The organism is Actinosynnema sp. NPDC091369, from assembly GCF_044757065.1.
In the GTDB taxonomy this organism is placed as follows: domain Bacteria; phylum Actinomycetota; class Actinomycetes; order Mycobacteriales; family Pseudonocardiaceae; genus Actinosynnema.
Genome location: NZ_JBIVUG010000001.1, coordinates 1,144,332 through 1,157,081 on the forward strand (window position 1 = coordinate 1,144,332; position 12,750 = coordinate 1,157,081).

Here is a 12,750-nt window from a genome sequence, read left to right on the forward strand (position 1 = left end):
GGCCGTCAGCCGTGAGGCTGACCCGAACGCCTGCCGAAACACACCAGTGGCCGATGTCGGATGACGAATCCCGGGGTGACTCTTGAGTGGCGAGTCGGGGAACGGGAGGAACACCATGTTCGGAGTGGTCGCAACCTGGGCGGGCGCGGTGCTGGGCCTGCTGGTGCTGGTGCTGATGGCGTTGTCGGGCGTGCTGGTCGACTCGGAGCGCTGAGCGGGGGTCGGGGTTCAGCCGCCGACGCCCTCGACGCGCCGTCGGAGCAGTTCGGCGAGGCGTCCGGGCGACTGCGGCTGGGTCGTCTCCTCGGGGGCGGGGGAGAAGCGGGCGGGTCCGCCGGCGCGGGCGCGGCGGGCCGCCGCCGGGTCGAGCCGGAACGCGGGCCGGTTGCCGGGCTGGCGCTGCCGGGAGCGCAGCCAGGACAGCCGGTGCAGGGACTCGGCGTGGTGGTCGGTGATGGTCACCGCGGCGAGGTCGAACGAGTGCAGCACGGCCCGGTTCAGCTCCACCACGGCGCGGTCGCGCCACAGGGAGCGCTCGGTGGACGTGTCGAGGCCCAGCGCCTCGGCGACGGGCCTGGCCGCGCCGTAGGCGTGCTCGTCGGCCAGGCTCCGGGCGCCGATCTCGGAGCCGACGAACCACGAGTTGAACGGCGCGGCGGGGTAGGTGACGCCGCCGATGACCAGCCGCATGTTGGTGATCACGGGCACCGCGTGCCAGCGCAGGCCGAGCCGGCCGAACCAGGGCAGGTCGGGGTGCTCCAGCAGCACCTCGTGCACCACGTCGGGCGGCACGTCGAACAGCCGCACGCCCTCGTGCGCGGTCTCCACCACCAGCGGCAGCAGGTCGAAGCGGCCGGGCGGGCTCGGCGGTCGCCAGCCCATCCCCCCGACGGCGTCGGTGAACTCGCGGTAGCGGCGGTCGCCGGAGCCGTCGCCGTGGCCCGCGTACCGGACCAGCTGCTCGTTCCAGATGCACGGGCCGGGCGCGGTCGGGGTGTCCGGCGCGAACACGGTGACGAGCGGGCGGATCTCGCCGCCGTTGGTGGCCAGGCGCAGGTGCTCGACGCACTCGGCGGCCACCGCGCCGGCGTTGCGGAACCCGCGCAGGTCGCGGACCTTGAGCCGGCGCCACGGCACGCCGCTGGTGCACCAGCCGGAGTCGCGCAGCGCGATCCGCGCGCCGTAGGCCAGCTCGTGGGTGGTGTGCCGGTACGTGCCGGTCTCGGCGATCTCCGCGCGGACCTCGGCGAGGCGCGGTCCGACGGGTCCGGCTCCGGGGTGGGCGATGTGGAACATGCGGAGGAAGCCCTCCGCCGCGTCCACGTCGAACGTTATCGGTTCGTTGTCTACTACGGTCACGGGCGGCAACCGTAGTTGCGGATCGGTGTCACACGTCACTGCCAGACGGGGCACATCGGGTGATCGACAAATCCCACTCGATCCGGTGACGAATCCACGCGCAGTCGCCGCATCGTCCGGCCGGGGCCGTGACTTTATGACACGGTCAGGTGAGTTCCACCCGCTCGAACATCAGGTCGTGGCTGACCCGGTCCTCTTCGACGGCCCGCTGCTCGAACTTCGTCACCGGCCGCCAGTCCGGGCGGGGCGCCCAGCCGTCGTGCCGGTTGCGCAGCAGCGGCTCGGCCGAGCACACCGCGAGCATCTGCTCGGCGTACTCCTCCCAGTCCGTCGCCAGGTGCAGCGTGCCGCCCGCGCGCAGGCGGGTCGCGACCAGGTGCACGAACTCGGGCTGCACGAGCCGGCGCTTGTGGTGCTTCTTCTTCGGCCACGGGTCGGGGAAGTAGATCCGCACCTCGGCGAGCGCGCCGGGTTCCACGTGCTCGGTGAGCAGGTCGACCGCGTCACCGCGCAGGACCCGCAGGTTGGTCACGTCGAGCGCCTCGGCGCGCAGCAGCAGCTGCGCCAGGCCGGGCTTGTAGACCTCGACGGCCACGTAGTTGACGTCGGGCGCGGCGGCGACGAGCTGAGAGGTGGTCTCCCCCATGCCGGACCCGATCTCGAGGACGACCGGGGCCTCGCGCCCGAACCACTCGTCGAAGTGCACGGGACCGGCCGGGAGCGCCTTGACCTCGCGGCCCAAGCGCTCCCAGTGGCGGTCCCATGCGCGCTGCTGCCCCACGGTCATCCGTTCGCCGCGTTGGACGTAGCTGACGACGGATCGGTGGTGCGGCGGTCGCTGGTGGCTGGACGTCACGGGCGTACAGCCTAGGTGGTGCGCTAAGCGATGTTCTCCAGGTCCTCGATCTGCTCGCGCAGCTCGGCGGGGGTGAACTCGATGGGGTGGCGCTGACCGGGGCCCCGGTGCGCGGGGAGCAGGTCCACGAAACCGGGGTGCCGGTCGGTGAACTGCACGGTGGTCGGCTCGGCGGGGCCGTACACGCCGCTCTCGGACGGCACGAACTCCCAGTAGCCGACCTCGCCCTCGGTCGTCCAGGGGACGAACACCCAACCCGGTCGGCTGCCCAGCAACCGGGTCACCTCGTCCTCCAGGGCGAACGCCGCCGCGCGCGAGGCGATCCGGCCCCGGTCCAGGGCCCGCAACCACCACGGTGCGGGTGCGTCCGGGCCCACCGCGCGGAACATGGCGAGCACTTGCTGCTCGTCGGCCTTGTGGATCCAAGCCCGACGGGTCTGCGCGGGTGAGTCGGCGACACCGACCACGCCCGCGGCTTCGATGGCGTGCGACCATTCCAACGCCAACATCGGTTCGACGCGGAGGGCGTGGTCGCGTTGGCTGGGCATGTTGTACCTGGGCGGCTCCTTGGACCGGGTCGCCGAGTGGTCGGCGTTCAGGTCCGGATCAAGCACCGTCACGGGTTCACCTCCGGGGGGTTCCTTGACGGGGGGTATCCGAATTCGCGTGCGGGCAGGTGCCTGCCTCACGATTCGCGCTTTCCATCTGACCCGGTTCAGATGCGCTTGTCATGGGGCTGTGCCCGAGTTCACGACGTCTTAACGAAAGGCTTACTCCGGTTGCCCGAATCCGGAACTGTGAAACATCATCGACATGGAATATCTGTGATCCCGAGCACAGGGGGAATTGGGTGACGGGGAGAGCGGCGGTCGTCGCCGTGGTGATCGCGCTGGTGTTCCCGGGGGTGGCCCGCGCGCAGACGATCGAGGAGCAGCAGTGGCACCTGGCCGCCCTCGGCATCCCGGCCGCGCACGCCACCACGCGCGGTGACGGGGTGGTCGTCGCGGTGGTCGACTCGGGGGTGGACGACACCCGGCCCGACCTCGCGGGGGCGCTGCTGCCGGGCGCCGGGTTCGGCTCGGCCGCCGGCACGGACGGCACCGAGGACAACGACGGCCACGGCACCGCGATGGCGACGCTGATCGCCGGCCGGGCGGTGGACGGCGGCGCGCTGGGCGTGGCGCCGGGCGCGATGGTCCTGCCGGTCTCGGTCGGCGCGGACGGCGACAAGTTCACCACCGCGTCCGTCGCCGAGGGCGTGACCTGGGCCGTCGACCACGGCGCCGACGTGATCAACCTGTCGCTCACCTCGCTCGCCACGCTCACCCCGGACCTGCTGCGGGCGGTCAACTACGCGTTCGACCACGACGCCGTGGTGGTCGCGGGCACCGGCAACGACGGCGACGAGCACGTGGGCGCGCCCGCCAACATCAAGGGCGTCATCGCGGTCTCCGGCACGGTCGAGGGCAACGGGCCGTGGCCGGAGTCCAACACCGGCCCGGAGACGGTGCTGGCCGCGCCCGCGAAGCGGATCGTCACCGCGGTGCCGGTGAAGGTGGTGGACACCGGCTACGCGGAGGTGGACGGCACGAGCGCGGCGACGGCGCTGGTCTCCGGCGCGGCGGCGCTGGTGCGCGCCCGCTACCCCGACCTGGACGCGGGCAACGTGGTGAACCGGCTCATCGCCACCGCGACCGACCTGCTCGCCCCGGGCCGGGACAACGCGACCGGGTTCGGCCAGGTCAACCCGGTGGCCGCGCTGACCGCCGAGGTGCCGCCGGTGGAGCGCAACCCGCTCGCGCCGCCACCGCGCACGTCGTCGGCCGAACCGCCGCCGACGACAGCGGTGGAAGGCCGATCGGCCGCGCCGCCGACCGGTGCGGACGGCGGCACGAGGTTGTTGGTGGCGTTCGGCGGGTTGACCGCGGTGGGTGCCGTGGTGGCGGTGGTGAGCCTGCTGCTGGCCCGGCGCAGTCGAATCCGGCGCGTGCCGGTGCCGGTCATCACCGAAATCCCGCCGCCGACCGACGACTTCTGGCGCGGCGAGCGGTTCTGACGTTCGGCGCGGAACGGTGAATGCGTTCACCCCGAACGCCGTCGCGGCGATCGGTCAGTCGGCCGCGTGGTATTCCACGGATTCCTTCGTGAGTTGCATGAAGGCTTCTTCCAGGGAACCGAGTTGCGGGCTCAACTCGTGCAGCGTGATGCCGTGGGACGCGGCCAGCTCGCCGATGAACGCGGGCTCGACGCCGTGCACGACGAGCGCGCCGTCCGACCCGGCGGCCTCGGCGACCCGGGCCCGCCCGTCCAGCAGCTCCCGCAGCCGGTCCAGCTGCGGCGAGCGGACGCGGACGGTGTCCTCGGTGGCGTCGGCGATGAACCGCTCGGTGCTGGTCTGCGCGATGAGCCTGCCGCGCCCGATCACGATCAGTTCCTGCGCGGTCTGCGCCATCTCCGACAGCAGGTGGCTGGAGACGAAGACGGTGCGGCCCTCGTCGGCGAGCCGGTGCATGAACTGGCGGATCCAGAGGATGCCCTCGGGGTCCAGGCCGTTGACCGGCTCGTCGAACAGCAGCACCTCGGGGTCGCCCAGCAACGCGCCCGCGATGCCCAGGCGCTGCGACATGCCCAGGGAGAACCCGCCCGCGCGGCGCTTGGCGACCTGCGTCAGCCCGACCATGTCGAGCACCTCGTCCACGCGCGCGGCCGGGATGCGGTTGGACCGGGCCAGCCACAGCAGGTGCGCGCGGGCCGACCGGTTCGGGTGCACCCACTTCGCGTCCAGCAGCGCCCCGACCACCCGCAGCGGCTCCCGCAGCGACCGGTAGTCCTGCCCCTTCACCGTGACGCGACCGCGGGTGGGGCTGTCCAGGCCCAGGATCATCCGCATGGTGGTGGACTTGCCCGCGCCGTTGGGCCCGAGGAAACCGGTGACCCGGCCCGGCTCCACGCGGAACGACAGGTCGTCCACGGCCACGGTCTTGCCGTAGTGCTTGGTGAGGCCGGTCGCTTCGATCATGACATCTCCCGTCCGATCTAACGCTTGTGGCGAAACCTAGAGCAGAAGAGCTCGGGCCACCCCCCGAAGGTGACCCGAGCTCCCCCTTTCCCCCGTGCCCGCGGCCGGCGCCCGAACGCCGGCGGTGTGGGCTTCCCCGCTACGCGTCCCGTCGCTTCACCACGACGAGCGAGATGACGTAGACGACCAGCGCGATGGCGGCGAAGTACCCGAACGAACCCCACGGGCTCAGCTCGCCGATCGCGGGCGGCCCGGCGCCCTCCGGGATCGCGCCCGGGTCCGGGTCGCCGAAGATGAACTTGCTGGCCACGGTGAACGGCATCCACTTCTGGATGTCGTCGCCGATGTTCGGGATGAACCCGACCACGCTCTCGACCACCAGCGCGAACACCAGGATGATCGACACCGCGCCCGCGGTCTGCCGCACCAGCGCGCCGACGCCGAGGGCGAGCAGCGCGCCCGCCGCGAACACCAGGCCGACGCCCGCGACGTGCCGCCAGTCGTTGGCGGTGGTCAGCGCCAGGTCGGAGTTGTCCTCGGCGAGCAGCCAGCTCAGGCCCCAGGAGCCGAACGCGGAGGCGAGGCCGACCAGGCCCGACAGCAGCACCACGACGACCGCCTTGGCGATCATCGGCGACACGCGGTCCGGCACCGCCTGGAACGTCGACTTGATCGTGCCGAAGCGGTACTCGGTGGTGACCGCGAGCGCGGCCATCACCATGACCACGTAGAGCCCGAACGTGTGGGTGAACACCGCGCCCAGCACGGGCATCGGCGAGCCCGACCAGTTCGCCGCGATGATCGCGGTGATGCCGACGGTCAACCCGAGCGCCAGCAGCATGCACCACCACGGCGAGCGGGTGGAGAAGAGCTTGATCCGTTCAACGGCGAGCAGAGTCATCGGTGGTCACTTCCCCGTCTCGGCGAGTTCGGCGTGGTACTCGACGGAATCGCCGGTGAGCTGCATGAATGCCTCTTCGAGCGAACCGCGTTGCGGGCTCAGCTCGTGCAGCACCACGCCGCCGCTCGCCGCGATGTCCCCGATCTCGTCACTGAGCGCACCCGACACGGTGAGCGAACCGTCGGCGTCCTCACGGACGGTGAAGCCCTTGTCGACGAGCATCGCGCCCAGCTTGTCCGCGTGCGGGCTGCGCACCCGCACGGTGTTCTCGGTGGACCGCTCGACGAACTCGGTGGTGCTGGACTGCGAGATGAGCTTGCCGCGGCCGATCACCACGAGGTCCTGCGCGGTCAGCGCCATCTCCGACAGCAGGTGGCTCGACACCAGCACGGTGCGGCCCTCGGCGGCCAGGCCCTGCATGAACTGGCGGATCCAGAGGATGCCCTCGGGGTCCAGGCCGTTGACCGGCTCGTCGAACAGCAGCACCTTCGGGTCGCCCAGCAGGGCGCCCGCGATGCCGAGCCGCTGGGACATGCCCAGGGAGAAGCCGCCGGCGCGGCGCTTGGCGACCTTGGCCAGGCCGACCATGTCGAGCACCTCGTCCACCCGGCGGTCGGGCAGGCCGTTGGACTTGGCCAGCCACTGCAGGTGCGCGCGGGCGGACCGGTTCGGGTGCACCCACTTGGCGTCGAGCAGCGCGCCGACGGTGCGCAGCGGGCGGTCGAGCTGCGCGTACGGCTTGCCCTCGATCAGCACCCTGCCCGCGCTCGGCCGGTCGAGGCCGAGGATCATGCGCATGGTGGTGGACTTGCCCGCCCCGTTCGGGCCGAGGAAGCCGGTGACCCGACCGGGCTCGACGGTGAACGACAAGTCGTCCACCGCCACCGTCTTCCCGTAGCGCTTGGTGAGGCCGATAGCCTCGATCATGGTTTCTCCCCTGGACGACACATCCCCCGGACCGGGTTGAACCCTGCCCGATCCGCCGGGTCTCGCACATCGGTCTGTAGTTGACTCGTCCGTGCGACTTCAGTCTTATCGTGGTCGCTACCTCGGTTGTAGTAATCCGTGTTCACCCTGAGTTGTCCCCTAGGCCGTCACGCCCCCGCCTCAGGGCCACAACCGGACAAACCACGCGAGTCCTACGTCCAGAACGCGTGTGTCCCACGTTCGGAACACCCGAGTTCAACGCTCAGAACGCGGACGCCCGCGCCGACGGATCGACCGCGGGCCTCCTAGGCCCCGAAGTACCGGTCCAGCACGGTGGCCGCGCCGTCGTCGAGGACCGTGCCGGTGACCGCGTCGGCGACCTCCTGCACGGCGACCGGGGCCTGACCCATGGCCACGCCGTGCGCCGCCCACCGCAGCATCGCCACGTCGTTGGAGCCGTCACCGATGGCCAGGGTGTCCTCTTCGGGCACGCCGAGCTTGGCCCGCAGGTCCTCCAACGCCGCGCCCTTGGTCACGCCGGGAGGCGTCAACGTCAGCCACGGCTCGTTGTGGTCGCACGACGCCGTCACGCCCGGCAGCTCGATGTCCAGCATGCGCAGCGCCAGCTCCTCGGGCGTGCGGCCGACCCAGCGCATGACCAGCCGGGACGTCGGCGTGGCGGTCAGCTCCTCGCAGGACACCTGCCGCACCTCGCCCCACAGGTCGCCGTCCGGGAACCGGCCGAACGCGAGGTTGCCCACGCCGGTCAGCTCGACCGCGAACACCGCGTCGGGCAGCAGGGCGCGCAGCCGCTCGACCGACGGCCCGGGGTCGAACTCGACCTTGCGGACCACCTCGCGGGTGGTCGTGTCCCACCAGACCGCGCCGTTGGAGCAGATCGCGGTGGTGCCGCGCAGGCCGAGGTCGTCGACGATCGGCCGGGTGCCGACGAGGCTGCGGCCGGTGGAGAGGACGACGTGGGCGCCGTGGTCGACGGCTCGCCCGATGGCCGCGCGCACGGCCGGGGCGACGTCCTCGCGGCCGACCGGGGTGATGGTGCCGTCGATGTCCAGGGCGATGAGGCGTGGTCTCCAGGTCACTGGCGTCACCCTACTGGGCGAGCATTATTGAACTGTGATTCAATAATGCCGTGGCACGACCGAAGACGATCACGGACGAGCGGTTGCTGGCCGCGGCGGCCGAGGTGATCGCGCGCAAGGGACCGGGGTTCACCGTCGCGGACGTCGCCGAGCGGGCGGCCGTCTCGGTGGGCACGGTGGCCGGCCGGTTCGGCTCGAAGAGCGGGTTGCTCCAGGCCCTGACGCGGCAGACCAGCGCGGAGAACGTGCAGCGGATGCGCGCGGCGGCGGCCTCGGAAGCGGACCCGGCCGACGGCCTGCGGGCCGCGCTGCTGACCTGGTTCGAGGGCATGACGGACCCGGCCGAGGCGCAGAACCACCTGGCCCAGCTCGGTGTCGACCTGATCGACCCGGAGCTGCGCGCGCTGCTCGCCGACCTCTACGAGGTGACCGAGCGGACCGTGCTGGAGCTCACCCGCCGGGTGGACCTCCCGCGCGGTCCCGAGCCGGAACGCGCGGCGCGGGTGCTCACCGGGTTGCTCTACGGCGTGTCGATGGACTGGTCGGTCCGGCCGCGCGGCGAGCTGGCCGACCGGTTGGCGCAGGACGTGGACGCGGTGTTGGACGCTTGGAAGGGGAGATGATGGCGTCGTTGGAGGGCAAGGTCGCGGCGGTCACGGGGGCGACGCGGGGTGCGGGGCGCGCCATCGCGGTCGAGCTGGGCGCGGCGGGTGCGACGGTGTTCGTCGGTGGGCGGTCGACGCGCGAGCAGAGGTCGCCGATCAACCGGGACGAGACGATCGAGGAGACCGCGGAGCTCGTCACGGCGGCGGGCGGCCGGGGCATCCCGGTGCGGTGCGACTTCACCGTGCCGTCGGACGTGGACGCGTTCCGCGCCCGCATCGAGTCCGAAGTGGACGGGCGGCTGGACGTCCTGGTGGACGACGTGTGGGGCGGTGAGGCGGACACCGAGTTCAAGGTGTTCTGGGAGCAGGACCTGGACCGCCAGCTGCGGATGTGGCGCAACAGCCTGGAGGCGCACTTCGTCGCGCTGCACCGGTTGCTGCCGCTGCTGGTAGCCAGGCCCGGCGGCCTGCTGGTCGAGGTGACCGACGGCGACAGCGACGAGTTCTACAGCGGGTCGCTGGCCTACGACTCGGTGAAGGTCGCGATCCGGCGGCTGGGCACCGTGCTGGCGAAGGAGCTGGAGGCGTTCGGCGGCACGTCGGTCGCCGTCACGCCCGGGTTCCTGCGGTCGGAGCAGATGCTGGAGCACTTCGGCGTCACCGAGGAGAACTGGCGCGACGCGATCGCCAAGGAGCCGCACTACGCGATGTCCGAGACGCCGCACTACGTCGGTCGCGGCGTGGTGGCGCTGGCCGCCGACCCGGACCGCCACCGGTTCACCGGCAAGGCGCTGGCGTCGTGGACCCTGATGCGGGAGTACGGGTTCACCGACCTGGACGGGTCGCGGCCGGACTGGGGCCGCTGGTTCGAGGAGGTCTTCAAGGCGGGCGTGGACCCGGCGACCGCGGACGCGTCGAAGTACCGCTGACGAGCAGTTCCGCCGACGGCCCGCGTCAACCGGAAATTCCGCTGGAATCCTCGTGTGCGCGACACCGAATCGGTGGGTGTCGTACAGGGGGTGGTGAACAATGTCCAGCAAGGTTTTGCTCGGCATGCGCGCGAAATTCGGCGTCATCGTGCTCGGTATCGGTTCGCTGTTGGTGGCACCTGCTCTGGCGGGTGCCACCCCGGCGCCGGTCGCGGACACCGTCCGGGAGATCCCGGTCGTCGGCGGAGGTGAACGCGAACTCGGTGCTCACCCTCACCTTCGACGAGCCGGTCGCCAGGGCCGAAGCCGAGCGCTACCGGGAGGAACTGGCGGCGCAGCCCGCCGTGCGCGCCGAGGACGGCCTGCGCTGGTGGCGCAACGGTGCCGCCCAGCCCAACGTCGGGCATGCCGGTGGCGCCGCCCTGCCCGGGGCACCGGCACCCGCTGTCCGCGCGCCCGCTGGACGGCGTCGCGTCGTGGACCTGCCCCCAGGACCCGGCGCACCACACCGAGCCGATCCTGCCGTGAACCCGCCCCGATCCGGCGTCCGGCCCGGCCACGAGCCGCCCGGTCAGACGTCGCCGGGCCGGACCAACCCCGTCTCGTACGCCAGCACCACGGCCTGCACGCGGTCGCGCAGGTCGAGCTTGGCCAGGATGCGCCCCACGTGCGTCTTCACCGTGGCCTCCGACAGGAACAGCTTGCGCGCGATCTCGGTGTTCGACAGCCCCTTGGCGATCAGCACCAGCACCTCGCGCTCCCGCTCGGTCAGCGCCTCCAGCACCGCCGCGTCCCGCAGCTCGCCGCCGCCCTCGCCGAGGAACCGGCTCAGCAGCCGCTTGGTCACCGACGGCGACACCACCGCGTCGCCGCTGGCCACCGCGCGCAACGCGGACACCAGGTCACCGGGCGGGGTGTCCTTGAGCAGGAACCCGGACGCGCCGTTGCGCAACGCCGACAACGCGTACTCGTCCAGGTCGAACGTGGTCATCACGAGCACCTTCGCGGTGCCCGCCTCGGCGATCCGCTTGGTCGCCTCGACCCCGTCGAGCACGGGCATGCGCACGTCCATCAGCACCACGTCGGGCCGCAGCCGGTCGGCGAGCTGCACGGCGTCGAGCCCGTTGGCGGCCTCGCCGACCACGTCGACGTCCTCTTGCGCGCCGAGCACCATGCGGAAGCCCATCCGCATGAGCTCCTGGTCGTCCACTAGCAGTACGCGGATCACGCCGTCCCTTCCGTAAGACACCCGCACCCTATGACGGGACCAGCGGCAGCACGGCGCGGACCCGCCAGCCGCCGCCGGGGTTGGGGCCCGCCTCCAGCGTGCCGCCGAGCACGCCCGCGCGTTCCCGCATGCCGATCAGCCCGTTGCCGCCGGACACCGCGACCAGGTCGTGGGGCGTGCCGAACCCGTCGTCGGCCACCTCCACCTCCACCTGGTCGGCCGCCTGCGTGACGCGGACGGTCGCGGTGGCGCCGGAACCCGCGTGCTTGAGGGTGTTGGTCAACGCCTCCTGCACGATCCGGTAGACGCCGAGCCCGAGGCCCGCGGGCAGCGCGGACAGCTCGCCCGCGGTCTCCAGCCGCACCGGCAGCCCGGCGGCCCGGCAGTTCTCGGCCAGCTCGTGCAGGTCGCCCGCGTCCGGCTGGGGCACCCACTGCGTGCCGGACTGGTCCTCCGACCGCAGCACGCCCAGCAGCCGCCGCAGCTCGGTCAACGCCTGCCGCCCGGTGTCGGCGATGGTCCGCACCGCGGCCTCGGCGAGGTCCGGGTTGGTCCTGATCGCGTAGCTCGCGCCGTCGGCCTGCACCACCATCACGCTCACCGCGTGCGCGACCACGTCGTGCAGCTCCCGCGCGATCCGCGACCGCTCCTCGCCCACCGCGATGCGGGCCTGCTGGTCGCGTTCGGTCTCCAGCAGCTTGAGCCGCTGCTCCAGCTCCCGGTTGTAGGCGCGGCGAGCGCCGACGAACTCGCCCATCGCCCAGCTGAACCCGAAGATCACCGCGATCACGAACACGATGAACGCGGCCTCGACACCCGCGCCCATGGGCCACAGGGCCCACACGAACGTGCCGACCGCGAGCCAGATCGCGTAGAGCAGGCCCTGCCGCCTGCCGACGTAGGCGACCATCGTGTACAGCGCGATGGCCAGCGCGAAGTCCGCCAACCGGATCGGCATCCCGATCTGCAGGTCGCCGTGGGTGAGCAGCTGGACCGCCCCGCCGAACAGGATCACGTAGGACGAGCCCAGCGGGTACTTGCGGCGGAACACCACCGGCACGATCAACATCGCGCCGACGAACAGCAGCGTGGACCCCGGCACGGTGGACTGGTTGGCGCCCAGCACGCCCAGGTCGAACACGAGCAGCAACCCGGCCATCAGGGAGTCCCCGAAGACCGGGTGAGCTCGCATCCACAGGCTCAGCCGCCGCACGTGACCAGGTTAGGTACCGGTCGGGGAGCCGCGCGTCGCGCCACGGGCTGACCTCGCCTAATCCTCCAGGCGGATGAGCGGACGTCCGCCGCCCCCGTCCTACCTGGTGGTCTTGATCTGCGTCGGGTCGATCTTCTGCTCGGCGGTCTCCACGCGCGGCGCGGGGGCCCCGCGCACCGCCTCGACCCGGGTCTGCGGCGGCACCGACCGCTGCTGCTCGTACTGGCGGTGCTCCTCGGCCATCTCGTCGGCCAGCTGCTGCTGGAGCTGCCGGTCGCGGATGCGGCCCAGGATCATCATGGTCACCGCGTGCACGAGCGCCAGGACCAGCAGCATCACGCCGAGCTTGACCACGACGTCCTTGACCGGGTCGCCGGTCTGGACCGTGATGATCGACACGATGGCGAGCAGCCCGAGCACCACGAGGTGGAACAGCACGGTCGCCAGGCGGGTCATCGACCTGGCCGCCTCCGGGTCCCCGTACGCCCGGCTCATGTAGCCCTTGCCGCTGCGATAGATCATCTGACCGTCGATCAGCACCAGCACCACGCCGAGCAGCAGGAACACCGCATATCCCTGTTCCATGGCGGACCTCCCTCGTCGGTCGCGGAAA

The 12,750-nt window shown here is 71.7% G+C and carries 14 protein-coding genes; 4 read left to right on the forward strand and 10 right to left on the reverse strand.

The window, feature by feature from the left end; all coding sequences use genetic code 11:
- Positions 1-228 precede the first annotated feature (228 nt).
- The 3 genes from ACIQMJ_RS05625 to ACIQMJ_RS05635 all read right to left on the reverse strand — a co-directional run bounded on the left by ACIQMJ_RS05625 (position 229) and on the right by ACIQMJ_RS05635 (position 2,835).
- Positions 229-1,359 (reverse strand): nitric oxide synthase oxygenase, encoded by a 1,131-nt coding sequence (locus ACIQMJ_RS05625; RefSeq protein ID WP_499759775.1) that lies wholly within the window; start codon positions 1,357-1,359, stop codon positions 229-231.
- A gap of 145 nt (positions 1,360-1,504) precedes the next feature.
- On the reverse strand, positions 1,505-2,146 hold the full coding sequence (gene trmB / locus ACIQMJ_RS05630) for a tRNA (guanosine(46)-N7)-methyltransferase TrmB (RefSeq protein WP_499760254.1): 642 nt from the start codon (positions 2,144-2,146) through the stop codon (positions 1,505-1,507).
- A 92-nt stretch (positions 2,147-2,238) separates the two neighbouring features.
- Positions 2,239-2,835 carry a hypothetical protein gene (locus ACIQMJ_RS05635; protein WP_499759776.1) on the reverse strand — a complete coding sequence of 199 codons (597 nt, stop codon included), beginning with the start codon at positions 2,833-2,835 and terminating at the stop codon, positions 2,239-2,241.
- A 230-nt stretch (positions 2,836-3,065) separates the two neighbouring features.
- Between ACIQMJ_RS05635 and ACIQMJ_RS05640 the strand changes: the two genes are divergently transcribed.
- Positions 3,066-4,271, forward strand: coding sequence for a S8 family serine peptidase (locus ACIQMJ_RS05640; RefSeq protein ID WP_499759777.1), 1,206 nt, complete (start codon positions 3,066-3,068; stop codon positions 4,269-4,271).
- A 54-nt stretch (positions 4,272-4,325) separates the two neighbouring features.
- Here the strand turns inward: ACIQMJ_RS05640 and ACIQMJ_RS05645 are convergent, their stop codons facing one another.
- The 4 genes from ACIQMJ_RS05645 to ACIQMJ_RS05660 form a co-directional block, all read right to left on the reverse strand.
- On the reverse strand, positions 4,326-5,234 hold the full coding sequence (locus ACIQMJ_RS05645) for an ABC transporter ATP-binding protein (RefSeq protein WP_499759778.1): 909 nt from the start codon (positions 5,232-5,234) through the stop codon (positions 4,326-4,328).
- 139 nt (positions 5,235-5,373) lie between these two features.
- Positions 5,374-6,135, reverse strand: a complete 762-nt coding sequence (locus tag ACIQMJ_RS05650; RefSeq protein WP_499759779.1) for a hypothetical protein — start codon at positions 6,133-6,135, stop codon at positions 5,374-5,376.
- Between the two features lie 6 nt (positions 6,136-6,141).
- The gene (locus tag ACIQMJ_RS05655; RefSeq protein ID WP_499759780.1) at positions 6,142-7,062 is read right to left on the reverse strand and encodes an ABC transporter ATP-binding protein; all 921 of its coding nucleotides are present in this window, start codon (positions 7,060-7,062) and stop codon (positions 6,142-6,144) included.
- A 305-nt stretch (positions 7,063-7,367) separates the two neighbouring features.
- Complete coding sequence (locus tag ACIQMJ_RS05660; RefSeq protein WP_499759781.1) at positions 7,368-8,162, reverse strand: HAD family hydrolase; 795 nt, start codon at positions 8,160-8,162, stop codon at positions 7,368-7,370.
- A gap of 50 nt (positions 8,163-8,212) precedes the next feature.
- Between ACIQMJ_RS05660 and ACIQMJ_RS05665 the strand changes: the two genes are divergently transcribed.
- The 3 genes from ACIQMJ_RS05665 to ACIQMJ_RS05675 all read left to right on the forward strand — a co-directional run bounded on the left by ACIQMJ_RS05665 (position 8,213) and on the right by ACIQMJ_RS05675 (position 10,224).
- Entirely contained in the window at positions 8,213-8,785 is a 573-nt protein-coding gene (locus ACIQMJ_RS05665; protein WP_499759782.1) for a TetR/AcrR family transcriptional regulator, read from the forward strand.
- Positions 8,785-9,696 carry an SDR family oxidoreductase gene (locus tag ACIQMJ_RS05670; protein WP_499759783.1) on the forward strand — a complete coding sequence of 304 codons (912 nt, stop codon included), beginning with the start codon at positions 8,785-8,787 and terminating at the stop codon, positions 9,694-9,696. Before ACIQMJ_RS05665 ends, ACIQMJ_RS05670 begins: the two co-directional genes overlap by 1 nt.
- A gap of 381 nt (positions 9,697-10,077) precedes the next feature.
- Positions 10,078-10,224, forward strand: coding sequence for a hypothetical protein (locus ACIQMJ_RS05675; protein WP_499759784.1), 147 nt, complete (start codon positions 10,078-10,080; stop codon positions 10,222-10,224).
- Positions 10,225-10,267: 43 nt separating this feature from the next.
- Here ACIQMJ_RS05675 and ACIQMJ_RS05680 read toward each other — a convergent pair whose 3' ends face one another.
- From ACIQMJ_RS05680 to ACIQMJ_RS05690, 3 genes are all read right to left on the reverse strand, one after another.
- Positions 10,268-10,924 (reverse strand): response regulator, encoded by a 657-nt coding sequence (locus tag ACIQMJ_RS05680; RefSeq protein WP_141979920.1) that lies wholly within the window; start codon positions 10,922-10,924, stop codon positions 10,268-10,270.
- Between the two features lie 28 nt (positions 10,925-10,952).
- A complete protein-coding gene (locus ACIQMJ_RS05685) occupies positions 10,953-12,116 on the reverse strand; it encodes a sensor histidine kinase (RefSeq protein WP_499760255.1) in 1,164 nt (387 codons plus the stop codon).
- A 120-nt stretch (positions 12,117-12,236) separates the two neighbouring features.
- The gene (locus ACIQMJ_RS05690) at positions 12,237-12,722 is read right to left on the reverse strand and encodes a hypothetical protein (RefSeq protein ID WP_499759785.1); all 486 of its coding nucleotides are present in this window, start codon (positions 12,720-12,722) and stop codon (positions 12,237-12,239) included.
- Positions 12,723-12,750 lie beyond the last annotated feature (28 nt).